The organism is Clostridium sp. Marseille-QA1073, assembly GCF_054863625.1.
In genome coordinates, this window is the sequence record NZ_JBSVQM010000030.1 from 1 (window position 1) to 23,551 (window position 23,551).

The 23,551-nt window shown below is 28.6% G+C and carries 21 protein-coding genes; 2 read left to right on the plus strand and 19 right to left on the minus strand.

Annotated elements, in window-relative coordinates:
* Positions 1 to 114 precede the first annotated feature (114 nt).
* From upp to ACY1IQ_RS18880, 10 genes are all read right to left on the minus strand, one after another.
* Complete coding sequence (gene upp / locus ACY1IQ_RS18835; RefSeq protein WP_461615426.1) at positions 115 to 744, minus strand: uracil phosphoribosyltransferase; 630 nt, start codon at positions 742 to 744, stop codon at positions 115 to 117.
* Positions 745 to 756: 12 nt separating this feature from the next.
* Positions 757 to 1,206, minus strand: a complete 450-nt coding sequence (rpiB, locus tag ACY1IQ_RS18840; RefSeq protein ID WP_291563361.1) for a ribose 5-phosphate isomerase B — start codon at positions 1,204 to 1,206, stop codon at positions 757 to 759.
* Positions 1,207 to 1,263: 57 nt separating this feature from the next.
* Positions 1,264 to 1,716 (minus strand): low molecular weight protein arginine phosphatase, encoded by a 453-nt coding sequence (locus ACY1IQ_RS18845; RefSeq protein ID WP_461615427.1) that lies wholly within the window; start codon positions 1,714 to 1,716, stop codon positions 1,264 to 1,266.
* Between the two features lie 106 nt (positions 1,717 to 1,822).
* On the minus strand, positions 1,823 to 2,872 hold the full coding sequence (locus ACY1IQ_RS18850) for an L-threonylcarbamoyladenylate synthase (protein WP_461615428.1): 1,050 nt from the start codon (positions 2,870 to 2,872) through the stop codon (positions 1,823 to 1,825).
* A 354-nt stretch (positions 2,873 to 3,226) separates the two neighbouring features.
* Entirely contained in the window at positions 3,227 to 3,952 is a 726-nt protein-coding gene (locus tag ACY1IQ_RS18855) for a ZIP family metal transporter (protein ID WP_461615429.1), read from the minus strand.
* Positions 3,953 to 4,155: 203 nt separating this feature from the next.
* Positions 4,156 to 4,728, minus strand: a complete 573-nt coding sequence (locus ACY1IQ_RS18860; RefSeq protein ID WP_461615430.1) for a hypothetical protein — start codon at positions 4,726 to 4,728, stop codon at positions 4,156 to 4,158.
* Positions 4,729 to 4,922: 194 nt separating this feature from the next.
* Positions 4,923 to 5,999, minus strand: a complete 1,077-nt coding sequence (prfA, locus tag ACY1IQ_RS18865; protein ID WP_461615431.1) for a peptide chain release factor 1 — start codon at positions 5,997 to 5,999, stop codon at positions 4,923 to 4,925.
* Positions 6,000 to 6,187: 188 nt separating this feature from the next.
* Positions 6,188 to 7,039, minus strand: coding sequence for a peptide chain release factor N(5)-glutamine methyltransferase (gene prmC, locus ACY1IQ_RS18870; RefSeq protein ID WP_461615432.1), 852 nt, complete (start codon positions 7,037 to 7,039; stop codon positions 6,188 to 6,190).
* Positions 7,014 to 7,922, minus strand: a complete 909-nt coding sequence (locus ACY1IQ_RS18875) for a DUF1385 domain-containing protein (RefSeq protein ID WP_461615458.1) — start codon at positions 7,920 to 7,922, stop codon at positions 7,014 to 7,016. Before ACY1IQ_RS18875 ends, prmC begins: the two co-directional genes overlap by 26 nt.
* A 255-nt stretch (positions 7,923 to 8,177) precedes the next feature.
* Positions 8,178 to 8,777, minus strand: coding sequence for a thymidine kinase (locus ACY1IQ_RS18880; protein ID WP_461615433.1), 600 nt, complete (start codon positions 8,775 to 8,777; stop codon positions 8,178 to 8,180).
* Positions 8,778 to 9,188: 411 nt separating this feature from the next.
* Here ACY1IQ_RS18880 and rpmE point away from each other — a divergent pair, with 411 nt between their 5' ends.
* On the plus strand, positions 9,189 to 9,398 hold the full coding sequence (gene rpmE / locus ACY1IQ_RS18885; RefSeq protein ID WP_291563339.1) for a 50S ribosomal protein L31: 210 nt from the start codon (positions 9,189 to 9,191) through the stop codon (positions 9,396 to 9,398).
* Between the two features lie 134 nt (positions 9,399 to 9,532).
* Here rpmE and rho read toward each other — a convergent pair whose 3' ends face one another.
* Positions 9,533 to 10,996, minus strand: a complete 1,464-nt coding sequence (gene rho / locus ACY1IQ_RS18890; RefSeq protein WP_461615434.1) for a transcription termination factor Rho — start codon at positions 10,994 to 10,996, stop codon at positions 9,533 to 9,535.
* Between the two features lie 454 nt (positions 10,997 to 11,450).
* On the opposite strand from rho, the gene ACY1IQ_RS18895 reads away from it, so the two are divergent.
* Positions 11,451 to 13,154, plus strand: coding sequence for a methyl-accepting chemotaxis protein (locus ACY1IQ_RS18895; RefSeq protein WP_461615435.1), 1,704 nt, complete (start codon positions 11,451 to 11,453; stop codon positions 13,152 to 13,154).
* 328 nt (positions 13,155 to 13,482) lie between these two features.
* Here ACY1IQ_RS18895 and ACY1IQ_RS18900 read toward each other — a convergent pair whose 3' ends face one another.
* The 8 genes from ACY1IQ_RS18900 to ACY1IQ_RS18935 all read right to left on the minus strand — a co-directional run bounded on the left by ACY1IQ_RS18900 (position 13,483) and on the right by ACY1IQ_RS18935 (position 23,549).
* A complete protein-coding gene (locus ACY1IQ_RS18900) occupies positions 13,483 to 15,084 on the minus strand; it encodes a CTP synthase (RefSeq protein ID WP_461615436.1) in 1,602 nt (533 codons plus the stop codon).
* 369 nt (positions 15,085 to 15,453) lie between these two features.
* Positions 15,454 to 15,864: a YwiB family protein gene (locus tag ACY1IQ_RS18905; RefSeq protein WP_461615437.1), complete on the minus strand. Its 411-nt coding sequence runs from the start codon at positions 15,862 to 15,864 to the stop codon at positions 15,454 to 15,456.
* Between the two features lie 12 nt (positions 15,865 to 15,876).
* A complete protein-coding gene (locus ACY1IQ_RS18910; RefSeq protein ID WP_461615438.1) occupies positions 15,877 to 16,860 on the minus strand; it encodes a tRNA 4-thiouridine(8) synthase ThiI in 984 nt (327 codons plus the stop codon).
* A gap of 384 nt (positions 16,861 to 17,244) precedes the next feature.
* Positions 17,245 to 18,276: a D-alanine--D-alanine ligase family protein gene (locus ACY1IQ_RS18915; RefSeq protein WP_461615439.1), complete on the minus strand. Its 1,032-nt coding sequence runs from the start codon at positions 18,274 to 18,276 to the stop codon at positions 17,245 to 17,247.
* Between the two features lie 458 nt (positions 18,277 to 18,734).
* Entirely contained in the window at positions 18,735 to 19,409 is a 675-nt protein-coding gene (gene spoIIR / locus ACY1IQ_RS18920; RefSeq protein ID WP_461615440.1) for a stage II sporulation protein R, read from the minus strand.
* Between the two features lie 281 nt (positions 19,410 to 19,690).
* Positions 19,691 to 20,968, minus strand: a complete 1,278-nt coding sequence (locus tag ACY1IQ_RS18925; RefSeq protein WP_461615441.1) for a Ger(x)C family spore germination protein — start codon at positions 20,966 to 20,968, stop codon at positions 19,691 to 19,693.
* The gene (locus tag ACY1IQ_RS18930) at positions 20,958 to 22,061 is read right to left on the minus strand and encodes a GerAB/ArcD/ProY family transporter (RefSeq protein ID WP_461615442.1); all 1,104 of its coding nucleotides are present in this window, start codon (positions 22,059 to 22,061) and stop codon (positions 20,958 to 20,960) included. Before ACY1IQ_RS18930 ends, ACY1IQ_RS18925 begins: the two co-directional genes overlap by 11 nt.
* A 24-nt stretch (positions 22,062 to 22,085) precedes the next feature.
* Positions 22,086 to 23,549: a spore germination protein gene (locus tag ACY1IQ_RS18935; RefSeq protein WP_461615443.1), complete on the minus strand. Its 1,464-nt coding sequence runs from the start codon at positions 23,547 to 23,549 to the stop codon at positions 22,086 to 22,088.
* Positions 23,550 to 23,551: the final 2 nt, after the last annotated feature.

A 23,551-nucleotide genomic window follows, 5' to 3' on the forward strand; every position in this document is an offset into this window, starting at 1 on the left:
ATTATTATAAAGAATACATGTGGAGATGTTATGAAGATAGCGGAAAGTATCAAAATTCATAAATAAAAACTGCTGGCATATTTATCTTGCCAACAGTTTATCAATTATAATTAATTATTTTGTTCCGAAAAGTCTATCTCCTGCGTCTCCAAGACCCGGTACTATGTATCCTTTATCGTTTAATTTTTCATCAAGTCCTGCTAGATATACATCAACCTCTGGATGAGCTTTGTGAACAGCTTCTACTCCTTCTGGTGAAGCGACTAAGCACATAAGTCTTATATTCTTAGCTCCTCTTTTCTTTAATGCAGAAATTGCATCTATAGCTGAACCACCAGTAGCTAGCATTGGATCTGTTACAATTACGTCTCTTTCCTCTATATCCTGCGGTAATTTGCAGAAATACTCTACTGGCATTAATGTTTCTTCATCTCTATACATTCCTATATGACCTACTTTAGCAGCTGGTATAAGTTTAAGCATTCCATCAACCATACCTAATCCTGCTCTTAATATTGGAACTATCGCAAGCTTCTTTCCTGAAAGCATTTTACAAGTTGTTTTACATATTGGAGTTTCTATCTCAACATCTTCAACTTGTATGTCACGAGTAACCTCATAAGCCATAAGCATAGCTATTTCTTCAACTAACTCTCTAAAATCCTTCGCACCTGTATTTTTATCTCTTATAATAGCTAATTTGTGTTGTATTAATGGATGTGTTATTTGTATTACTTTACTCATGAATTTTGCCTCCTACTTGTTGTATTTTTTTTCTATTTCTGTAATTTTATCAATTCTGTTTTGATGACGATTGCCTTCAAATTTAGCATCTAAGAAAGTATCAACTATATCAAGAGCTAAGCCCTTACCAACAACTCTCTCCCCTAAAGCCAATATATTTGCATTGTTATGTTCCCTTGTTGCATGTGCGCTAAAAGTATCACTGCAAAGAGCTGCTCTTATTCCTGGAACCTTATTTGCAGCTATACTTATTCCTATACCTGTACCACAAATTAATATTCCAAAATCAAAATTTTTAGCTGCTACTTCCTCAGCTACTTTTAATGCGTAATCTGGATAGTCACAAGAGTCTGATGTGTTAGTTCCAAAGTCCTGCAATTCATGCCCCTTAGCTTGTAAATGTTTTATGATTTCATTTTTTAAGCCTAATCCACCATGATCACTACCTAATGCTATTCTCATATTTGCACCTCCGAACTTTATTGTTTTCTATTTATTATTATAAAAAAAAGATATTAGTTAAATACTAGTATCTTTTTTTATTTTCTCAATAAGCAATAGAACATTCTCTTCTAATTCATTAAAAGTTTTAGAATATATGCCAATGTCTCCTCCAAAAGGATCAATTACATCTCCTGACTTTCCTATATACTCATTGAAGGTAAATACCCTGTCACTAAACTGGGGTACCTCCGTAATTAAATAAGTTTTCATATAGGTTGTCATAGTTAAAATCAAGTCAGCTTGTTCTAATATATCAATATTCAATTGAACTGCATCTCTATTACTAATATCAATGTTATACTTATTTTTTAAGAGATTTGAGGTATGTATTGAAGTTTTAGAAGAAGGATTAATAAATAAACCTGCTGAAATTGCAGATACATTTTCTAATTTGCAATGATAATTGAAAAGCGCTTCCGCCATATTACTTCTACAGGTATTTCCCGTACATATAAATAATATCTTCATAATTACTCCTCCCTTTAAAGCTTATATAATTATACTAAATAATCTTAAAGTAAATCAAAACTTTAATATAATTTTTATTCTCACTCTCTAATTTCAATTTTTTTAATCATAGATTTATTATATCAAAACCAGCACTTTTGTTTAATCTATTCATTATTGCAAGGCCTACACCTTCTTCTGTAAATGCCTCACAAAGTATAACATCAACATCACTATGATCAAAACTTCTTAAAACTTTAAATAAGTTTTTTGCTACATCCTCTAAATTTTTTCTACTTCCTAAAGATACTACAGTACCTAGTTTATAATTTTCTATAGTTTCATCTGTAGCTATTACTCCTACCTTTTTATTATTTTCTATATAATTTAACATCATTTCGTTGATTTTTGCAATAGTTTTTTTAATATCTCCTCTAAAAACTTTTACTGGAGCCTTAGGTGCATAGTGTCTATACTTCATTCCCGGCGCTTTAGGTTTAAATTCTTTTGTAGGTTTTGAAGTTATAATAGGATCTATATAAACATCTTTATCAATCTCCCTAAGCATTTCTATAGTTATACCACCTGGCCTTAATATGCAAAGTGGTGATGATGTGCAATCTACAATAGTAGATTCTAAACCTACTTCACTTCTATTACCACCTAAAATGTAATTAACTTTCCCATCCAAATCTTCTATACAACTCTCTAAATCAGTAGGACTAGGTTTGCCTGAAATATTAGCAGAAGGTGCTGCTATAGGAGTATTGGATGCCTTTATAAGCTCAAGTGCTATTTCGTTTGATGGCATTCTTATACCTATGGTTGAAAGGTTTGCACTGGTAGCCTCTGGAATTATATCACTTTTTTCAAATATTATAGTTATTGGTCCTGGCCAAAACTTATTCATTATTTCTTTAGCAACCTCTGGTACATTTTTGACATAAGGAGATATATCAAAATCTGCTACATGAACAATAAGAGGATTATCTTGAGGACGGCCTTTAGCAATAAATATCTTTTTTACTGCTTCTCTATCTAATGCATTTGCTCCTAATCCATATACAGTTTCTGTAGGAAAAACTACAGTTCCTCCATTTTTTATCACATTCCCTGCTTCCCTTATTATATCTTTATCTATATTTTCTTCAAATAAATTTGCAACCTTTGTTTCCATATATTTACTCCCCTAAATTTTCTATTGTTTAAGGTATCTGAAAGAAGATAATAAATCAAAGATGTAAGTCTATTTTGCATCAGATAAGGCCTCAGGTTCTGCTCATAGTGGTGCTATGTGTGGATTCTGACAACGTAGTATGATGGAAAATAGGCTAGCATACTAATATATTGCTATATTATTTTTTCGAAGATACCCTAGATATCTGAAATAAAATAATAAGTCAAAGATGTAAGTCTATTTTACATCAGACAAGGCGTCAGGCTCTACTCATAGTGTACTATGAGTAGGTTCTATGAGCGTAGTATGATGTAAAATAGGTTAACATACTGGCTTGTTATTTTTTGAAGATGTCTAAATTACATTTAACATTATAAATCCTAAAACTATACCACCAAGTATTGATAAGGTAGTAGTAAAATCATCTGTTAGTTCATTACTTTCTGGCAGCATTTGACCAAAAATAACATAAAGCATTACACCGCTGGCAAAAGCTAAACACTTTCCTAATATTGCTTGTGAAATAGTTCCTAAAATAATTCCTAACCATGCTCCTATAGCTGTTGGCAATGCAACTAAAAAAGCGTAGAACAATATTTTAGAAGGCTTAACTCCTGAAATAATAAGAGGAGTTGCCATAGCAAGCCCTTCAGGCATATCATGAATTGAAATCAATATACTCATCTTTATACCTAAATCTGCTTCTTTTAAAAAACCAAATCCCATAATAAGCCCTTCTGGAAAATTATGAAGCATAATACCTAATGCCATTAAAAAAGCAACTTTCATATGTGTATCTTTATGAAGGCTTGTTTCCTTACTTAGCATATCCGTTAATAATATAATTATTATACCAAACAAAACGAACAACAATGTATTAATAAATCCATTATAATTTAAAGCTTCTGGTATTAACTCTAAAAAAACTATGGATACCATAATACCTGTAGCTATTCCTAAAATTGTTCCCATCAATTTTTTAGAAGGATTCTTTATAAAGACTCCTAAAGCTGCACCTAAAAGTGTTCCTGCAAGAGATACTAAAGCAGAAAATAAACCTACATAAATTACAGTTTTCATGTGCGTCCCCCTAACCCCATGACAATTAATAATTTACAATTCTAATGCTTTCTTTATAATGTATCTTTAAAAAGACTTAGTTAGTATATTAGTCTATTTTAGACACTGATGTAAAATACAAATCAGATTTTTAAATGTAAACTATAAACTATCATTACCAATTCTATTACTATCAATTTATTTTAGGTTAGGGAAATTTATTCTTATCTTCTGCATTCTTTTATTATTTCTACTGCGCTGTCAGTGAAAACTGCATTTACACACATCTTATATAAATACTCAAGTAAAATATACTTTTTAATTCCACCTTTTCTAATTATAAAGTAAAAATACGGATCTTCCTCTAGCAATCTTACTCTACTATAATATTTTGCTACTGTACGTTGTTTTCGCAAAAATTTAGGACTTATTTGATAAATCCTTTTATTTCTAAACTTTGATTTGGTTATAATCATAATATTAAAATATTTATCACTGGGAACAGCATGAACTATTGCAATCTTATCTATTATGATGTTATATTTAATTTTTAATATTCCTGTTTCAATAAAAAGTCTATCATCCTTCTGTCCAAACTCTAAATAATTTTCATTATATCTTATTAACATAGCTTGAAATATTAAAAATTCCGTTACTAATAAATATATAATAAAAAAGATATTAAACTTTTTAGAGTAAAATAATACCACTGGCAATAAAATAAAAATAAAGCCCATAGACAGCATAAACCTTTTATAAGATTTTTTTTGCTTCTTAAGAGCTTTATTTATGTCCATAATCTCACACTCCATAATAATAATAAATTAATTTAGCTAATTAAAACATAACAATTTAGTAAACATATTGTTAAAAATATTCTATTATCTAAACATTAAATTAGATATAAATAATTATTTATACTGCTATATAAGTAGTAAGTTAAAATATCTGATATAAAATATCAGTTAGTTACTTTTAAGATATCTAATTTTTAATCATTATTTCCCATTGCTTTCATTTTCTCTGCTTGGTCAGTTGTGATTAATCCGTCTAACATCTCGTCTATATCTCCATCAAGGAATGCTTCTAATTTATATAGTGTTAAACCTATTCTATGATCTGTTACTCTTCCTTGAGGATAATTATAGGTTCTAATCCTTTCACTTCTATCCCCTGTACCAACTTGACTTTTTCTATCTTCAGCTATACCTGCAAGTCTTTCAGCCTCTGCTGCTTCAAATAATCTAGCTCTTAATATTTTAAGCGCTTTTTCTTTATTTTTAAGCTGAGATTTTTCATCTTGGCATGATACTACAAGTCCTGTTGGTAAGTGAGTCATTCTTACTGCTGAGTCAGTAGTATTAACGCACTGTCCACCGTTTCCTGATGCTCTAAACACATCTATTCTTATATCGTTCATATTAATTTCAAGATCAACATCATCAACTTCAGGAAGAACTGCAACAGTAGCTGTTGATGTATGAATTCTTCCACTTGACTCTGTATCTGGAACTCTTTGCACTCTGTGAACTCCACTTTCGTACTTAAGCTTACTATAAGCCTTGTCGCCTTTAACCATGAATACAACTTCTTTGAAACCGCCAATATCAGTTTCATTTGCACTCATTACTTCAACTTTCCATCTATTTCTTTCAGCATATCTTGTATACATTCTAAAAAGATTTGCAGCAAATAGTGCAGCTTCGTCTCCACCAGCTCCTCCTCTTATTTCTATAAACACGTTTTTATCATCATTAGGATCTTTAGGTAATAATAAAATCCTCAATTCTTCTTCTAATGCTTCTATTGATTCATTAAGCTCTTTTATTTCTTCTTGAATCATTTCTCTCATTTCTCTATCTGATTCTTCATTTAGCATTTCTTTATTAGTATCTAAATCTTCTAAAGATGTTTTATATTGTCTATATTTTGTTACAATAGCTTCAAGATCAGAATGTTCTTTACAAAGCTTTTGCCATTCTTTTTGGTTAGCCATAACAGATGGGTCACTTATTTTGTTTGAAAGTTCATCATACTTATTTTCAATAAAATCCAATCTATCTAACATAAAATTATCACTCCGTATAATCAATTTAAATTTATCTAAAATCTAGTTTAATTTATCGTAAATACTTAAATACTATTATTCTACATCATATCATTATACCAATAAAATAATTTGTTTGCAATTTATGAAATAAAAATTTCACTGTAATATCTAAGTTAAAATAATTAGTAAAATATACTAGAAATTTTCTAAAATATTTGACCAATTACAACTCTATCATTTTGGTATAAATCTTTTAAAGAATAGATATTTTCAAACCCATTTTCCTTTAAAATCTTTGTCACTGCTTCTTTCTGATCATGACCTATTTCAAAGGCCAGATATCCTCCACTTTTTAAAGTATATTTACTTTCTAAAGTAATTGTTCTATAAAAGTCTAAACCATCCTCTCCACCATCTAATGCTAGATGAGGTTCATAATTTTTAACATCCTCCATTAAAGTTTCAATTTCGTCCTTTCTTATATAAGGTGGATTAGAAACTATCATATCAAAGATTTTCTTTTCTTCTATTCCTCTATTTAATAAATTACTATAGTAAACCTTACATCTCTCTCTTACCCCTAACTTTTCTATATTCTTTTCTGCTATCTCTAACGCTACTTTACTTATATCATAAAGAATAACATTTGAATTACTTATGTAATGTGCAATAGAAATTCCTATTGCACCACTGCCTGAACAAACATCACATATATATTTAAGATTATTTTCTTTTATAATTTTTATACATTCTTCTACCAATGTTTCCGTGTCTGGCCTTGGAATTAAAACCCCTTCTTTAACATGAAAATCTAACCCCATAAATTCTGAACTTCCTAGTATGTATTTTATAGGCATTTTTTCACTTCTAAGTTTTATAAGAGATAAAAATTCTTCTTCATCTTCTTTAGAGACCTCAATATCTCTATTCATCATTATATACAGTTTTTCTACCTTCAAAACATGGCAGAGTAAAAGATTAGCATCTATCATGTAACTTTCAATTTGATTGTCCTTTAATATTTCATAACCTTTAGTTAATAATGTTGCTATTTTCATAAGCTACCTCACTTAATGCCTCATCTTCTATTCCTTCCGCTTCTTTTAGAGCTCTTATTGCTACCTCTATCATTTCTAAGTCTGGTTCTTTTGTAGTTAGATTTTGAAGCATAAGCCCTGGTTTTGCAATAATTCTTGATAACTTACTTTCGCTTTTTCCTAAAAATCTTATAATCTCATAAGTTACACCAGATACTACTGGAAGCAATAATATTCTAGAAATAATTCTTTGTGATATTGATTCCCAACCTGTTAATGAAAATATTAATATACTTATAATCATAACTAGAAATAAGAAGTTTGTTCCGCATCTTGGATGTAATCTACTAAATTTCTTAGCATTTTCTGGTGTCAACTCTTCTCCACTTTCATAGCAGGCAATTGACTTATGCTCTGCACCATGATACATGTAAACCCTTTGTATATCCTTCATTTTTCCTATTGCAACAATATATATAAAAAATATAGTTACTCTTATTATTCCTTCTACCATATTTAATATTAGAGGACTATCTTTTATATAGTTTTTGGTAACATTAGCTAAAAAGGTTGGGAGTATAAAAAATAATAGTGTTGCAAAACCAAGAGATATTATTAATGAAATTCCAAGTATTATATCCTGTCCTTTATCCTTAAAGGTTCTCTCAAACCATTTATCAAATTTACTTTCTTCCGATTCTTCTGTTTCAAATAATGATGCTGAATAATTAAGGCTTTTTATTCCTATAATTAAAGATTCAATTAAAGATACAAATCCTCTTATTATAGGTAGAGATAATATTTTATTTTTTTTGGTGTTACTTACATAACTTTCACTTTCAACTTTAATTTCTCCATTAGTAACCCTTACAGCAGTAGCTATGCCTTTAGCTCCTCTCATCATAACTCCTTCTATTACAGCTTGACCTCCTACAGAAGTCTTTCTTTTTTTCAAGCTTAAATCCTTATTCACATAAACACCTGCCTATCTAATTATTTGCTTTATTTTAAAATATTTAGATTATTCTATAGAATTAAGATTTTATCATACAGTATGGTATAAACTGTACTAAAATATCACTAGTTATTTTTAAAATATTTTATTTTAAAAAATCAATTTAATATCTCAGGTTTAAATATATTTTCAATAAGTATTTAATTATTTCTCTCTCTCATACTTATCTTTATATTCGAAATAGCATTTTGGGCAAAGCGCCTCATATCCTACATTGTCTTCTTTATCTATAGCAATCTGTTCACCTTCAAAAACGAACTTTCCATTAATCATTCTTCCATTTAATAGAGCTTTCTTTCCACAATTACAAATAGTCTTCAATTCCTCTAAACTATGCGCTAAAAGTAGCAGTCTCTCACTTCCCTCAAAGCCTCTCATTTGGAAATCTGTTCTTAATCCATAACATATAGTTGGTATGTTCATTTTAACCGCAATCTCAAAAAGTTCATCAATTTGTTTCGCTTTAAAAAACTGTACCTCATCTCCTAAGATACAATCTATAGGGCCATTCTCTTCTATATATCTACCTATTTCATCATATAAGTTTACATCACTTGGTACCCAAAGGTCTGCTTCTCTTGTAACACCTAATCGTGAAACTACCTTATTTCCTCCTTTAGTATCAGTTTTAGGTTTTACTATAAGTACTTTCATACCTCTTTCTTCATAATTATGAGCTACCTGTAATAAGTTTGTTGATTTTCCACAATTCATAGCACCATATCTAAAATAAAGTTTGCTCATTATAATTACCTCCACTTTTTAACACAAAAACATAACTATAGGATCCCACAATGAAAATTTAACTTATGCATGATTTTAATTTCCATAATAAAATTTTTACCATGAATTAAAAATTAAGAATGAAAAATGAAGAATTATGGATAAAACTCCGTTGCTAACGCCTTTGGAGTTTTTTTAATAAATTTTATTTTAAGTTTTCACATTGAATTCCTATATATTATGATGTTTTCACTATTACAAAATCGTATAATTTATTTTAATCTATAATTAACTGTAAATCAAATTAAGCTTTAATAAAAATTGTTGGAAATTTCTACACTAGGCTTTAAATTTATTGACTTAAAGTTTTAAATTATGCTATAATCAAGTAGTTGACAATACGGGTAAGTATGTTCGAAAGAGGTGAAGATAATGAGAGAAGGAATACATCCAAATTACAATCATGATACAGTAGTTAAATGTGCTTGCGGAAACACTTTCACAACTGGTTCAGTAAAAGATGAACTAAAAGTTGAAATCTGTTCAAAATGTCATCCATTCTACACTGGAAAACAAAAGATTGTTGATGCTGGTGGAAGAGTTGATAAATTCATGAAAAAATTCAACATTAAAAGCGAATAGTAATGAATATATAAGGCAAGAAAATGTAGTTTCTTGCTTTTATTTTTTTATGGACAAACTTATATATAAAAGTCGTGATAAGCTATCACGACTTTTTACTTCATAATGAACAATTTTTAATTGTTCATCTCTATTTATTGCTTTAATAAATCTGTATTTTTACTTAAAATTTCAAAAAACTCTTTATTACTCTTAGTTTTTGACAGAAGATTTATAAGCTTTTCAGTTACTGCTTGAGAATTCCCCTCGTTATACATAAGCTTTCTAATACTATATGTAATCTCTAATTCTAATTTATTTAATAATAGATCTTCTCTACGAGTTCCTGACTTATATATATCTATAGCAGGAAATATCCTTCTTTCTTGAAGAATTCTATCTAAATGAACTTCCATATTTCCTGTACCTTTAAATTCTTCGAAAATCATATCATCCATTCTGCTTCCAGTTTCTACTAATGCCGTTGCAAGTATAGTTAAACTTCCACCTTCTTCAACATTTCTAGCCGCACCAAAGAATTTTTTTGGCATTAAAAGAGCACCAGTATCTAGTCCTCCAGATAAGGTTCTTCCTGTTCTGGTTATTGTAAGGTTATACGCTCTTGCAAGTCTTGTTAAACTATCTAATAATATTACAACATCCTGCCCCTGTTCAACCATCCTTTTCGCTCTTTCAAGTACCATATATGCTACTTTAGCATGATGCTCTGGCTCTTCATCAAAAGTTGAGTAAATAACATCTCCATGAATACATCTTTGCATGTCCGTAACTTCTTCTGGTCTTTCATCTATCAGTAAAACTATTAATTTGGTTTCTGGGTGATTTGTGGATATGCTTTGAGCAATTTTCTTCAAAAGAGTCGTTTTACCTGCTTTAGGTGGAGCAACTATAACTCCTCTTTGCCCTTTTCCGATTGGCGATATGATATCCATAAGTCTGGAAGATAAATCATTAGAATTGGTTTCAAGTTTGATTCTTTCTGTTGGATATATTGGGATAAGCTTTTCAAAAGATGTTCTTCTAGAAGCTTTTTCTGGATTTTCCCCATTAATACTTTGAACAAACAATAACGCTTTATATTTTTCGCCTTCTTTTGGTATTCTGACTTTTCCTTCTACTTCATCTCCAGTTTTTAAATTGAATCTTCTTATTTGTGATAGTGATACATATATATCATCTGGTCCACTTAAGTAATTGTTGGATCTTAATAATCCAAAATTTCCGTTATCACTTATCTCTAATACACCTTTTGCTGTGTCTGATTCATTTATTAACTCTCTAAGTCTCTCTTTTTTTTCTTGAGCTGTTTCAGTTTTTTCTTCTTCAAAATCTGTAGAATCTTCTTCTCTTTGAAGTTCCTTATTAGCTACTTCTATTCTACTATATTCAGGTTCTGCTACTTCTTGTTCAATTTTACTTTCCTTAGGGCTAATTCTCTCTCTTAAAATAATTCCTGATCTTTCTATTGATACTGGCGACACTTTTTTTATCTCTTGTATAAGTTCAGCTTTTTTAAACTTAGAAATATTTTTTATCCCTAAGCTCTTTGCAAGTTCCTTAAGCTCGCTAAGATTCATTTCATCTAAGTCCTTACTCATGAGAATTTCCACCTCCGAATTCTTAAATTATCTATTTTAAGTACAAAATTATTCTCTATGATACATATGTAAATATTGTTAGGTTAAATTATATCCTATTTAAAGAGTTTTATCCATATTTTTCAAGAAATAATTGGAATACTTTTAATACGTATTATAAATACTTGGTGTTTTATATATTTCTAAAAAACAACAACTATTAGTAAGGTTACAGTGCCTTATTATACATATACCATATATCTTTTGCAATATTTTTTCAAATGTTTTATTTGTTTTTTCTATTTTTATATTTCAAGTTTAATGATTTATTCTATTTTAATTATACTCCTTTTGTATTCAAAATAAGTTTATCTTAAAAATATATTGGACTTCATTACATAATATGAATAAAATGTAATTGTATTATATACATTTGTTGGAACTATTTTTATTTAAGAGGGGGAAATAAAATAAAATGGATTTTAAAAAATTAAAGAATATCAAGATTGCTACACTCACCATAATACTAGTAATTTTATCTAGTATATCTACTCTTATTTTAGGTGGAGATGGTACTCTAAGCATAAAAAAAATGAATGATAATTCCGTTAAATTATCTTCAAAATCTATTACATCACTTTCTACTGTAACAAATATGAGAGCTAACTTTATAAATCTTAGACTTTATGTATTAAAAAATATAACTTCTTATAATGCTGATTTGGAAAAGGCTCTAAATTCCCAAAAAAGTGATCTAGAAGATGAAATTAAAAATTACTTAAGCATAAATATGGATTCTACTGAAATGACTCTTTTTAGTTCATATAAAGATTTATTTAATGATTACTGGAATAGCTGGTTAGAAATTAAAGAAGATTTAAAGCAGGGAAAAACCATATCAACTAATAGAATAAATGATTTAAGCAAAATAGGAGATGATTTAGAAAACATATTAAATAATCTTAGACTTCACTTACTAGATAATGCTAATAATATAATTAATGAAAATAGTGAAGTGTATAAAAATACAATAATAAACTTTCTTATAATTTTATCAATAGTTATATTTATTAATATTCTAGCCTCAATATTAATAGTTTCAAGACTTAAAAAATCTTCTAAGGAAATGGTTGAACTTTTAGATGTATTCTCAAAAGGAGATCTATCTATAAAGATTAACGAATCCAGAAATGATGAATTTGGAATGATGAAATCTTCATTAAAATCAACTAAAGATAATATATGCGATATGATTACTGTAATAAAAGATAAAGCCCAATATATAACTGACGCTTCCGAGGTGTTATCAAATATTTCTAAACAACTTTCATATGCTTCTGACGGAGTGAGTGCTACTATTCAAGATGTATCAAAAGGTACTCTTTCACAAGCAGAAGATTTATTGTATATTACTACCTTAATGAATGATTTAAATGATGATCTTAATAATATGATAGAATCTATAAAGGAAGTAGAAATTAATAGTTTAAATATTTATATTAAAGCAACTGAAAGTAATAAAGATATGGAGAATCTTAATTTATCCATGAAAAACACCTCTGAATCCTTCTCTAAGCTAACAGACATAATGTCAAGAGCAGAAACATACTTATCACAAATATCTTCAATTACAGATTTAATTAATAGCATTTCAGAGCAAACAAATTTACTAGCTTTAAATGCTGCAATAGAATCTGCCAGAGCAGGAGAAGCAGGAAGAGGTTTTTCTGTAGTTTCTGATGAGATCAGAAAGCTGGCTGAACAATCTAAAACCTCTTCTCAAAAAATCAGCAAACTTATAGAGAATATTTCTATTGAATCAAATAAAATGTTAAAAACTGCTGATGATATGAAAAATGAAATAGAAAATCAAAAATCAAATATAGATATAGCCATTGAATCTTTTAAAGAAATCACAAAATCTGTTGAAGAAATGAGTCCTAGAATTGTAGCTGTTAATAATAATACTATTGACATTATAGATAAAAAGGCTTCTATATTAGATAAAATCCATTCAAGTTCGGCTATTGCTCAACAAGTTTCCGCTTTTTCACAGGAGATAGTAGCTTCATCTGAAGAAACATCAGCTTCATCTCAAGAAGTGGCATCTACTTCTCAGAATTTAGCTTTTAAAGTTAGAGAAGTTTTAGATCAGGTAAGTAAATTTAAGCTAAGATAACTATATTATCTGTTTTAAAAAAGATATACGGATGCACTATTTTTGAATTTAATCTATAGATTTATATAATTGTGTTATTAAATTATTAAAATTTCTACCTTATGTAATACGAATTGACTATTGACAATGGACAATTATCGATACTTCTCTTTTATAAGAGAAGTTTTCAATTGATTTCTTTTTTACGTAACATAGTCACTTTTATTAAAAAATCTATTAAAGAAATTAATTTGATTAAAATTAATTTCAATCATAATTGTCAATTGTCCATTTTCAATTCTCAATTGTTTTAAGTTCTCCTTATAAAATGGAGAACTTTTTATTTATCTTATTTTTCTTTAAGGGCAGCTTTTATAAAATTACTAAACAATGGGTGAGGTTTATTTGGTCTTGATTTTAATTCTGGATGGAACTGAGAAGCTACAAACCATGGATGCTCTTTTATCTCAACTATTTCTACTAATCTTTCATCAGGGCTTGTTCCACTTAATATTAATCCAGACTCTATTAATTGTTTTTTAAATTGATTATTAAACTCATATCTATGTCTATGTCTTTCGTATATCACTTCATCATTGTACGCTTCATAAGCTTTTGTATTTTTCTCTAATCTACAAGCATATAACCCAAGTCTCATAGTACCACCTTTTTCATCTACTTCCTTTTGATCTGGCATTAAATCTATTACTGGATAAGGCGTTCCTGGCATAAGCTCTGCACTATTGGCACCCTTAAGCCCTAATACATTTCTAGCATATTCTATGACAACACATTGCATACCTAAACATATACCAAGAAAAGGTATTTTATTTTCTCTTGCGTATTTTATTGATTCTATCTTTCCTTCTACCCCTCTATCACCAAAACCACCAGGCACTAATATTCCATCTACATCTTTTAAGTAGTCTTCTACATTATCACTTGTAACTTCAGAGGCATTTACCCATTTAACTTCTATTTTAGCATCATTATTCAATCCACCATGATTCAATGCTTCAACAATTGATATATAAGCATCATGTAATTCTACATACTTACCTACTAAAGCAATTTTAACATTTCTTTTCAAATTCTTAAGTCTATTGACCATGTCAATCCATTCACTATTATCTATAGGATTTGAATTTAACCCCAGTTTTTCACATACTAATGTATCTAATCCTTCATTATGTAACATTAATGGAACTTCATATAAATTTTCAGCATCTAAGTTTTGTATTACTGAAGAACCTTGTATATTGCAAAATAACCCTATTTTATCCTTTAAATCATTTGAAATTTCTTTTTCAGAACGACAAACAATTATATCTGGTTGGATTCCTATTGATCTTAGTTCTTTAACTGAATGTTGAGTTGGCTTTGTTTTAAGTTCACCTGCTTTTCCTAAATACGGAACTAATGTAACATGTATAAAACATACATTTTCTCTCCCAACTTCATATTTTATTTGCCTTATAGCTTCTAAAAATGGTAATGATTCTATATCTCCAACAGTTCCACCAATTTCAGTTATAACTACATCAACATCTTTTTCTTTTGCAACCCTATATACTCTATCTTTTAGTTCATTTGTTATATGAGGAATTACTTGAACAGTGCCACCTAAATAATCTCCTCGTCTTTCTTTAGAAATTACTGACCAATACACTCTTCCTGAAGTTACGTTATTATTTTTACTTAAGTTTTCATCTATAAATCTTTCATAATGTCCTAAATCTAAGTCTGTTTCTGCACCGTCATCAGTTACAAAAACTTCTCCATGTTGATATGGACTCATTGTACCTGGATCAATATTTAAATAAGGATCAAATTTTTGTATGGAAACTTTTAGTCCTCTATTTTTCAATAACCTTCCTAAAGAGGCCGCTGTAATTCCTTTTCCTAAAGAAGAAACAACTCCACCTGTAACAAATACATATTTTGTGCTCATAATAACTCCTCCTAACTAATTTTAGCTACACATTAATTTGTCAACATATTATAATATAAAAACAACAATAATTTTTCTATTAAAATATGTTGACAAATTAAAATAGTTTTATTATAATAGGAATTACCCTATCGTATAATGGGATATTTATATTTAAAAAACAAGTACTATACTATCATATTTTTTTGATTTATGCTAGTGTTTTTTGTTTTTTTATTTTTATATATTTTCTTTTGGGTTAAATACACAAATACAAACAACAATAAAAGGTGACCTAGGTCACCTTTTTTTAATCTTTAATATATATTATTATCTGTATTATAATATCAATTTAAAAAATATTTATTAAACCATAACATATACTTAATATTATAATTTCTTAATATTTATATCTAATGTTGTATATAGAACTTCTTGGCCTTGGACTACCATCTCATACTCTATATGTACATTACCCCCATCATTATTAATATCAATCTTTAAAGCTTTAGTTCTAAGTTTTAAAGATAATCCTCCATGAGGGGTACTATATAAAATATCTTCTTGATGATTTTTTTCAAAATTCATATTAGTAGTTATACTACCCTCTCTTATAAGAGAAAATTTTTCTTTTTCTATTTTTAATATAGTAGTAGTACCTTCCATACCTGAAACTTCTGTTTCTTCATACTTTGCATGGAATACCCCTTCTTCTTCATAAAACACTCCTGGAGTTACTACTTTAATTTCTTCTTCATCATTTTGTTTACTATTTAAAGTTATTATAGCATTATCAACCATATATCTTCCTCACTAATTAATTATATATTTTTCAAGTTCATTATCGTTTACTGTTTTTACTTTTATTATACTATTTGACGGCTTGCCATACTTGCCATATTTAACAGTGACAAACTCTTCATCTTTCCCCTTACTATAACGTGCTGTTACTTTTGCTGCTAATTCTATATCATCTTCTGTCGGCTCACCAATTATAGCAACCATTGACCCTTTAAAATCTGCTGCTAAAAATATAGTATCATTCTTAATTAAAAGATTTTTTAAGATTTCTGCTTCTACTGCTGTTCTTGTAGATATAATCTTAGAGTTGGTACCTATCCTAAAATGTCTTCCTATTTTTAATAGTTCTAATTCCCTATCAGATGCATCTCCTTGACTTTCTAATATATCTTTTAATCGTCTAGAATAGTTAGGTTCTGTAAGCTTACAACCTCCTGCTGGCGATGGATATTCAACTATATTCCACTGCTTAGCAAGTTCCATTTGGACCTTTCTATTTCTTCCTTGAATATCTAAAAGATTTTCTCTATTTACTAATCCCTTTTCTTCCATTTCTGTAGTTGGAAGATTTTTAGCACATAGAGGTCTTAATATTTTAGTTCCTATTCCACTTTCATTTTTAACCTTATCTAGAGCACTTCTATTTTGAGACATAGGCCTTTGATTTAAGACTTCACCTGTTATTATAAAGTCCGCATTGAACTTTTCTAATAGCTCTCTACAATATCTCATCATCATTGCATGACAATCTATACATGGGTTCATATTCTTTCCATATCCATGTTTAGGTTTTTTCACCATTTTAAAATGTTCTTCACTAAAATCTATTACTTCAAGTGGTATATCAATTTGCTTAACCATCTTTTTAGCGTTCTCTTCATTAAAAAAATGTGACTTAAAGCAAATACCGATAACTTCCACTCCTTGATCCTTTATTAGCTTTGCAGCTAGTATACTATCTAAGCCACCTGAAACCATTGCTAAAGCCTTTGTCATGTTCTCTCCCCCATTTAGTTCAATTTATACTTTGTCACACCTTAGTTTACAACTTAATTCAATTCACAATTACCAACATTTAATAAACTAGCTAATACTTTAATCGTATTACTTATTTCCATTATTCCAGTTAAGTAAACAGATTTTGTTCCGAACTATACTGCACCCTTCTACAATTGAGAATTGACTATTGACAATGGACAATTTATGGATATTTCTCATCAGAAGCTGAGAAATTTAAAATTGATTCTTCTTTAAGTTACACAGTAACTTATCTGTGATAAAAATTAGTAATTGTATTACTAGTTTAAAATCAGTTATAGAAATTAGTTTGATTAGAACTAATTTCTACTTTAATTGTCAATTGTCCATTAATTAAATATATTATCTATTATTTCTTTCCATTGCAAGCTCTATTAATTCACTAATTAAATCACTATAAGATAATCCTGTTGCTTCCCACATTTTAGGGTACATACTTATATGAGTAAAACCAGGAATTGTATTTACTTCATTTAAATATACTTCTTCCGTATCTTTATCTACTAAAAAATCTACTCTCGCCATTCCTGCACAATCTAACGATTTATATATTTTTACTGACTGTTCTCTTATAAAATCTAACTTTTTTTCATCAAGAGCTGCAGGTATCAATAATTTTGAAGCTGCATTTTGATACTTTGCTTCATAATCATAAAATTCTTTAGCAGGTATGATTTCTCCTGGTATTGATGCTTTAGGATCTTCATTACCTAAAACCGCAACCTCTATTTCTCTAGCATTTAATCCTTCTTCTATTAATATCTTTCTATCATGCTTTAATGCTTCTTCTAATCCAACCTCAAGTTCTTCTCTATTATGAGCCTTAGTTATACCTACAGATGATCCACTATTTGAAGGTTTAACAAATACAGGATATCCTAATTTTTCTTCTATCTTTTTTATATATTCATCTTTTGATGTTTTATAATTATAATTAGTTATAACTACGTAATCAGCTTGCTTTATTCCAGCATGCTCTAATATATATTTTGTATATATCTTATCCATACAAAGAGCTGAACTCATTATCCCTGGGCCAACACAAGGTATATTAAGCAATTTACATAATCCTTGAACTGTTCCATCTTCACCAAATTGTCCATGAAGAACAGGAAAAACTACTTCTACTTCTTTATTGAAAATAACTTTTTCTCCATTAGGACTTTTATGAAACTCATCCTTTTCCCAATCTCCATTTTCAATATTATCTATTTTTCCTGAGTATTCAAACCATTTGCCATCTTTCGTAATTCCTATTGGATATATATCATATTTACTTTGATCTATATGTCTTAATACAGAAGAGGCAGATACTCTTGAAACTTCATGTTCTGTTGATTGTCCACCAAATAATACTGCTACTTTTCTCTTCATTTAACATCTCTCCTAAATTTAAATTCATATTATTATAATACTCTTTTGTTTTAATTTGGAATCTCTATCATAATTACTGCTACAATATAGTTTATTTATTTTCACTAACTTTATCAAGGAAAATTATTAAAATTATAATTAGCAATTAATACTTTTTTAACTGAACTACATTATAAATTTACATATAATAACATCATTAAACAACATTGTTAAATATTAATATATAAGAATTACTTTTATATGGTTCCTTAATGAAAATTTAACTTATACATGATTTTAGTTTCCATAACAAAAATCCTTATCTGCGAGTTAAAAGTTATGAAGGAAAAGCCTAATAGTATAATAATTAATTATTTTCTTGAAATATATGTAGTTTGTAATTATAAAAAATAAGTCTAACTTTTTTAGAAAGTTAGACTTATTTTCTATTTGTACTATTTATATTAAGTTTGGGGAGTTTACTTAAACACACTTTCAAATATCTCAAAAACTTTAGATTTAATTACTATATTATTATCATTTGAGTTATCTATTAGATCTACACCTTGGTTGCCATTAACCAAGTTATTTACTTTATTATATTCTTTTTCGTTTAAAACCTCTTTCATTTGTTTTTCAGTTTCCTCGTAAGCAATTGAACCCTTAGTAACATCTACAAAACAAAGTGGAGGAAACATTACACACCACCAATTTTGACCTTCTCCGCTGCCTATAATTATTCTATAAGCTTCATACTTTCCTTGTGGTAAAGTTATGTTTCCATAGGTTTTAACAGGGAAATATCCCTTTGATAGCGTACTTTCCACATCATAACTATATCCACTTTCATTTATTACTTCTTTTGCTATATTTAATATATTTTCATTTTCTATGTCTAATATTTGTCTTGACTCTTCAATAGATTTTGAATTGTTTAATTTGGGTGATATATATTGTAAAACTCTATCTCTGATTTGGAGTTTTAATGCTTGATCACTTTCATTATCACTATTTGCTATTACATGAAACCTTATAAGTTTATTAGAAATATCCTCTATAGATACATCTGTTGTTTTAATAGAATTTGATTTATAAGCTGCAAACATTGTAATAATGACTGTTAAAGCTAACAAAATTGACATCATTTTTTTCATATTTAAATCCCCCTAATTGCTTTTATTGTTATATTACAATTATTTCCAGTTATATTTTTTATATACAGTATTTTAGTATTTATTTTATAAGACATTTAAAATAACTAGTTAAATATAAAAAGATATTTTGTGTCAGAACAGGTTATATTTTATAATAGTAATACTATTAAATAGAAATCTATAACATAATACGCCACAATATACATCAATACATTAACTAGTTATTTTTTAATACTAATAATTACTTTTAACCTTAATAATCTAAAATCAATTTTTAATTATTAATCTACTACTCCTACATTCATTATCTTATTATTTACATCTACAGTTATCTCAGCATTTTCGTATAAGATATTCCATTTATCTTTTATCTCTGACCATAATTCAGGTTTATATCTTTTGATATACTCTCTAATTTCTAGAGAATCAGCTTTTATATCTTTTTGAAGATTTGTTGCTACTTCCTCTAATTCTTTTTTCATCGATACATTTAAATCTTCTTTAATCTCCTTAATATCTTTCTCATTTAAGAGTTTAGCCCCTTTATAATATCCTTTAATAGCTCCTTCATTTGTTATATTATAATTTACAAACAATTTCCCCTCTTTATAATCAACCTTAACTTTACTTACATTTTCATCTATATAATAATCAATTGGATGCCCATCTCTATACACAACTTTTTTTCCCGATCCTAACTTACCTCTAATTATCTGAATATCTTGAGTTTCAACATCGTTGACATATCCAATTATGCTAAAATCTCTAATTATGGCCATTCCTGAAAGTGATAAATCTTGTTTTGCTTTTAATTCCTCTTTTTCATTTGTACTTTTCTTTTTCTTCTCTTGCGTCATATCTGCTTTTTCTTTCTCTTTTTCTTTTTTCTTTTTTTCTTCTTCTGGTTCTTTTTCTTCTTCTAATACAATATAAGGCAACATACTATCTTGCTTTTTTACATCCTCTAAATAATTATGTAAAGTGACAGGAATGATTGCTCCATATCTACTATTATTGCTCATAATACCTAAGATATAAGATTCTAAATTTTCTTCCATTGTAGGTTTATAATTAACGTAATCTTTAGCCACATCTTTTACAATTACTATCATCATTGATCTATTTAAAATAGCATCTCTTTCCACATAATCAAATACTTCTTTTAATACTTCTGGATAACTAAATAACCTATCACTTATAACTAATAATTGTGTATGTCCAAAATGTAATGCCCTACTACTTTGAGCAATAGCTTTAAAATAAGTATCTGTCATAGAGTAGCCACTAGTAGTTATGGCTATCTCCTCTGCAGTTCCTTTTTGTGGGTTTAAATTTCTTATATCAGGAAACCCATAAGTAACTTCAATAATCGATAATGGCTTTTCTGAAAAAGCTTCTTCTGATCCTATATTCTTTAATTCTTTTACTCTATTAATATCTGCACCTATATCCACTGCAATAGTTGATACAAAAGCTCTTTTATCTATTTCAACATTATCCCAACAACCTGTTAAAAGTAAGCACATTATAAAAATTATGAAAAATTTTTTAGCTTTCATTTTTTATGCTCCTTTTCTTTTTAAGTAAACTTATCAAATAAGATATAATCATAACCACAATTATAGATATTATAAAAATCATTTTAGATATGCTAATATCTCCACTATGTGTTTCTATCATACTCTCAGGGTATAATGCAGCTATATAAATAACAGGTATAAATAATATTGATGCAACTCTTATATGTTCTAAATTTAAGACTTTCTTTACTATATAAGAAGAAAAATAATATGTATTGCAAAAAGTAGTAAAATAAAACAATATCCATAATGCCATAACCAATGCATCCCAACGCTCCAATATGCCACTTCTTATATTTATGGATTTAAGCATAGTTATTGTAGGAAATATTCGCTCTGCCGTTTGTTCAACAGATAGCGTGGAAATTACAAATATAAAAGTTATAGCATAAAATAGTGCTATAAAAATACTACTGCTTCTAAATATTTTAGTTATACTTTCTTTTTTTTTCACATGTGGAAGCAGTACAAACACTATACAAAAACCATTGACTAAAAAAAGTACATCTAAAGTTCCTTTTACATATGATATAGGCTTTTCCCTTAGCATTGGAAGTAACATAGTGAAATTTGAGTTTGGAATATTAAGTAGTAATATAAAAACAGTTGGAATAAACATAATCCAAAATGTAATTTCATTAAAATTTACTATATTCATAAGTCCCCCTCTTACCAAATAAACTCCTATGAAAATCATAATTACAATTATAAATTCCCTTGGTGTCTTTTGAAGTAAGTACATGTTTATAACATCAGCAAAAGTCCTAAGTGAAATGGATAATATATAAATCATTACAATTGCATAAGCTAGGGATATTATGTTTCCTAATATTCTTCCATAAGTATTGTTTAAAATTGTTACAATATCTCTATAATCATTAAGTTTCATAAGATGGTTAATTATATAAAGAAGTAAAAATAATACTACTCCCATAATTAAAGCTGAAATCCAACCGTCGCGACCCACAATCTTAGCAACAGAAGCTGGCCCATAAAATACCCCTATACCTATCATTGAAACTACTAAGCTAGTAAATAGCCCATGTTCTTTTATAAATTCATTGTTCCTCATTCTGATTCCTCCAGCCTTAGTAATTTATTTTTGCCTTATCTTGTCTTGAGGCTTCATAAATTCTGGTCTTTGCTTAAATTTTACAAATGGAAGTCTAACATATAAATCTTTCATATCTCTATTAACAAGATTTACTGCTGGCGATAAATAAGGAATTCCGAAACTTTCTATTCTTGTTAAATGTATTAGAAAAAATATTACTCCAACCACAATTCCATATAAACCTATTATTGCTGATAATATAGTAAACAATATTCTAAAACAAGTAAAAGCACTAGTTACAGAATAGTTTGGTATCAAAAATGTGGTAATCGCCGTTACCCCAGTAATTATAACCATTATAGGACTTATAAGCCCTGCACTTACAGCTGATTGCCCCATTATTAATCCTCCAACGATACCTATTGTAGATCCTATAGGTTTAGGCAACTTTATAATGGCTTCTATCAAAAGAGCTAAGCTTAGCTCCATAAATATCACTTCAATATAAGACGGAAAAGGAACTCCCTCTCTTGAAGCTGCCATAGCATATGCAAGCTTAGTGGGTATTATAGATGTATGAAAAGATGTAACCGCTACATACATTGCTGGCATAATTAACGAAACTATTATAGCAAGCAACCTTATAATTCTAACACCAGAGCCATTAAGCCATCTATTATAATAATCATCAGGAGATTGAAAAAATGTAGCTAGTACTGCTGGAACTATTAATGCAAAAGGAGATCCATCTACTAATATACCAACTCTCCCTTCATATAAGGCTGCTGCTACTACATCTGGTCTTTCAGTACTTTGTACCTGTGGAAATGGAGTAAACCTATTATCTTCAACATATTGTTCTATATAACCACTATCTAAAATAGCATCAAGATTTATTTTTTCTAATCTTTTCTTTAATTCTTCTAATACATCTTTATTTACTATGTCATCTATATACATTATTACAACATCTGTTTTTGATCTTGTACCAATTTGAGAGGATTCAATTTTAAGTCTTGTATCTCTTATTCTTCTTCTAACTAATGCAGTATTAAATCTCATAGTTTCAGTGAAACCTTCTCTAGATCCCCTAATTGCAGTTTCACCTGAAGGTTCTCCTATACCTCTGTTTGGCCATGCTCTATTTGCTATAGAATAACAAACATTCAAGCCATCTATAAATAAAAGAGTTTCTCCAGCTAAAACTATATTTACTCCATCACTAAGTTTATCTATTTCTTTCATATCAGATATGGAAATTAACCTATCTTTTATTTCATTTGGAGATTGCACATATACATTATTTCTCATAAGTGGTTCTAAAAGATAGTCGTTAAGCAAAATCTTATCTGCCATTCCATCTATATAAACAATAGCAGCTTTGTATTTATTATCTATATTAAATTCCCTATAAACAACATCTGTTGCATTTTTTAGTAATTTTTTAATATATTCAATATTTTCTTTTGCACTAGTATATATAGTATCGTTTATAACTTCTTTCATGC

Bases quoted from the DNA above. Each gene is read 5' to 3' on its own strand.
- ACY1IQ_RS18910 (WP_461615438.1), bottom strand. From the start codon at position 16,860: ATGACAAAGGCTTTAGCAATGGTTTCAGGTGGCTTAGATAGTATACTA.
- ACY1IQ_RS18860 (WP_461615430.1), bottom strand. From the start codon at position 4,728: ATGGACATAAATAAAGCTCTTAAGAAGCAAAAAAAATCTTATAAAAGG.
- ACY1IQ_RS18855 (WP_461615429.1), bottom strand. From the start codon at position 3,952: ATGAAAACTGTAATTTATGTAGGTTTATTTTCTGCTTTAGTATCTCTT.
- ACY1IQ_RS18925 (WP_461615441.1), bottom strand. From the start codon at position 20,968: ATGAAAGCTAAAAAATTTTTCATAATTTTTATAATGTGCTTACTTTTA.
- ACY1IQ_RS18895 (WP_461615435.1), top strand. From the start codon at position 11,451: ATGGATTTTAAAAAATTAAAGAATATCAAGATTGCTACACTCACCATA.
- ACY1IQ_RS18915 (WP_461615439.1), bottom strand. From the start codon at position 18,276: ATGAAGAGAAAAGTAGCAGTATTATTTGGTGGACAATCAACAGAACAT.
- ACY1IQ_RS18845 (WP_461615427.1), bottom strand. From the start codon at position 1,716: ATGAAGATATTATTTATATGTACGGGAAATACCTGTAGAAGTAATATG.
- prfA (WP_461615431.1), bottom strand. From the start codon at position 5,999: ATGTTAGATAGATTGGATTTTATTGAAAATAAGTATGATGAACTTTCA.
- ACY1IQ_RS18880 (WP_461615433.1), bottom strand. From the start codon at position 8,777: ATGAGCAAACTTTATTTTAGATATGGTGCTATGAATTGTGGAAAATCA.
- ACY1IQ_RS18875 (WP_461615458.1), bottom strand. From the start codon at position 7,922: ATGATGAGAGGAGCTAAAGGCATAGCTACTGCTGTAAGGGTTACTAAT.
- rho (WP_461615434.1), bottom strand. From the start codon at position 10,996: ATGAGTAAGGACTTAGATGAAATGAATCTTAGCGAGCTTAAGGAACTT.
- ACY1IQ_RS18930 (WP_461615442.1), bottom strand. From the start codon at position 22,061: ATGAGGAACAATGAATTTATAAAAGAACATGGGCTATTTACTAGCTTA.
- ACY1IQ_RS18850 (WP_461615428.1), bottom strand. From the start codon at position 2,872: ATGGAAACAAAGGTTGCAAATTTATTTGAAGAAAATATAGATAAAGAT.
- prmC (WP_461615432.1), bottom strand. From the start codon at position 7,039: ATGAAAATAGCAACATTATTAACTAAAGGTTATGAAATATTAAAGGAC.
- ACY1IQ_RS18905 (WP_461615437.1), bottom strand. From the start codon at position 15,864: ATGGTTGATAATGCTATAATAACTTTAAATAGTAAACAAAATGATGAA.
- ACY1IQ_RS18935 (WP_461615443.1), bottom strand. From the start codon at position 23,549: ATGAAAGAAGTTATAAACGATACTATATATACTAGTGCAAAAGAAAAT.
- rpiB (WP_291563361.1), bottom strand. From the start codon at position 1,206: ATGAGAATAGCATTAGGTAGTGATCATGGTGGATTAGGCTTAAAAAAT.
- upp (WP_461615426.1), bottom strand. From the start codon at position 744: ATGAGTAAAGTAATACAAATAACACATCCATTAATACAACACAAATTA.
- spoIIR (WP_461615440.1), bottom strand. From the start codon at position 19,409: ATGAAAAAAATGATGTCAATTTTGTTAGCTTTAACAGTCATTATTACA.
- rpmE (WP_291563339.1), top strand. From the start codon at position 9,189: ATGAGAGAAGGAATACATCCAAATTACAATCATGATACAGTAGTTAAA.
- ACY1IQ_RS18900 (WP_461615436.1), bottom strand. From the start codon at position 15,084: ATGAGCACAAAATATGTATTTGTTACAGGTGGAGTTGTTTCTTCTTTA.